We start from the raw sequence: 1680 nt of genomic DNA, 5'->3' as shown, positions 1-1680 counted from the left end.
GGCCCTTGTTCGGGCCGAGCATGAATCATCCGTAGCGATGGCTTAAGTCGCCCGGGCCGAAAAACTAGGTCACTCCATAGGTGCTGATCTTGATGCGGATCGTTTCCTTCAGCGCCTGCGGGGCTTCCGAGCAACAGCACTGGCGGACCAGTGCGCGGACTTCCTTTTCGATCCCCAGCTTTTCAAAACAGCCGGGGCACTTTTTCACCAGGGCGAGTAGTTCTTCCTGGCGGGCGGAGGTGCAGTCGCCATCAAGCAGCTCATACAGGGTGTGGTCGATGTGCTCGCAATTGCAGCTCATGTGAATCAAGACTCCTCGGCGGACGTGGATGCGGTGGAGAGACCAATGCCGTGTTCGGCAGCTACATCCTTTAACGCCTCGCGCAGTTGTTTTCTTCCCCGGTGCAGTCGGCTCATCACAGTACCCAGCGGAATGCCCAGCACCTCAGCGATTTCCTTGTAGGACAGCTGCTCCACGTCGGCGTAGTACACCACCATGCGGTAGTCCTCGTTGAGCGCCTCAAAGGCCTCGGCGATTTCCTGGTTCGGGACCAGCTTCAGCGCTTCGACTTCCGCGGACTCCAGCCCGGTGGATTCGTGGGAGGCGGTCGCCATCAGCTGGTAGTCGGTGATGTCGTCGGTGGGCATCTGGGCCGGCTGGCGCTGCTTCTTGCGGTAGGTGTTGATGTACAGGTTCGTCATGATCCGGTACATCCACGCCTTCAAGTTCGTGCCCTGGGTGAAGGAGTCGAACGCCTGGTAGGCCTTCATGTAGGTCTCCTGGACCAGGTCTTCGGCGTCGGCGGGATTGCGGGTCATGCGCAAGGCGCCGCCGTAGAGTTGGTCCAGTAGCGGCATGGCCTGGGCCTCAAACTCGGAGGCGTGGGTGGGCTTCGACATGAGCACTATTGTAAAGGCCATGAAGAAAAAGCCCGGCGGGACGCCCGCCATCATCGCTCTGAGCGCAGCAGGTGTCGCGTTCGACGTGTACGAATTCGATGCGGGATCGGATCATTTCGGCCAACATGCAGCCGCCGCGATGGCGGAGGTGGGCCTGTCGGAGGAGCAAGTGTTCAAGACGCTGATCCTCGCCCTGGAGGGGGCTCCCCGCCCGGGATTGGGTCTGGTGTGCGTGCCGGTCGATGCGAAAGTGAGCATGAAGAAGGCGGCCGCCGCGTTTGGGGTGCGCAAGGCGCAGATGGCGGATGAGAAGTCCGCGCACCGGGCCACGGGCTACGTCTTCGGGGGCACCTCCCCGGTGGGCCAGAAGACACAGCTGCCGACGGTCATCGATGAGACCGCCAGCCTGTGGGATGTGGTGTGCGTGTCCGCCGGCAAGCGGGGCATGGATGTAGCGCTCGCCCCGGATGATCTCGTGGCGGTCACCGGGGGCTCCTACGCGGACGTCTCCGCCTAGGCCGTGTTAGGAAAGTCCCCCGGCGTGTCCTAAGACATAAAAAGCAGGCTTCTGTTTACAAGTAGAGGTGTGAAACAAAACCAGAAACAAAAACCTGCAGCAGCCACCCTACCGGCATACCGCCGACACGACCTAACGGACGCCCAATGGGAAGCCCTCGAAACCTGCCTACCTGCACCTTCGCAGCTAGGCAGGCCCAGAAAACACCCCATACGTGACCTCGTTGACGGCATCTTCTACCGCACCCGCACTGGATGCCCCTG

At 61.4% G+C, this 1680-nt stretch carries 4 protein-coding genes; 2 read left to right on the top strand and 2 right to left on the bottom strand.

Annotation, left to right across the window (positions count from 1 at the left end; genetic code table 11):
- Positions 1 to 64 precede the first annotated feature (64 nt).
- Complete coding sequence (rsrA, locus tag C1Y63_RS12365; RefSeq protein WP_106016744.1) at positions 65 to 301, bottom strand: mycothiol system anti-sigma-R factor; 237 nt, start codon at positions 299 to 301, stop codon at positions 65 to 67.
- 5 nt (positions 302 to 306) lie between these two features.
- A complete protein-coding gene (locus C1Y63_RS12360; RefSeq protein WP_106016743.1) occupies positions 307 to 900 on the bottom strand; it encodes a sigma-70 family RNA polymerase sigma factor in 594 nt (197 codons plus the stop codon).
- Between C1Y63_RS12360 and ybaK the strand changes: the two genes are divergently transcribed.
- A complete protein-coding gene (gene ybaK / locus C1Y63_RS12355) occupies positions 899 to 1417 on the top strand; it encodes a Cys-tRNA(Pro) deacylase (RefSeq protein WP_233195716.1) in 519 nt (172 codons plus the stop codon). The two genes, C1Y63_RS12360 and ybaK, sit on opposite strands and share 2 nt — an antisense overlap.
- Positions 1418 to 1486: 69 nt before the next feature.
- The coding region (locus C1Y63_RS13350; RefSeq protein ID WP_158256171.1) for a transposase at positions 1487 to 1680 on the top strand (194 nt) is incomplete at its 3' end.

It is taken from the genome of Corynebacterium sp. 13CS0277 (assembly GCF_002994655.1).
GTDB lineage: Bacteria > Actinomycetota > Actinomycetes > Mycobacteriales > Mycobacteriaceae > Corynebacterium.
The sequence above is the reverse complement of the archived record's forward strand: the minus strand, read 5'-3'. Positions and strand labels throughout refer to the sequence as shown.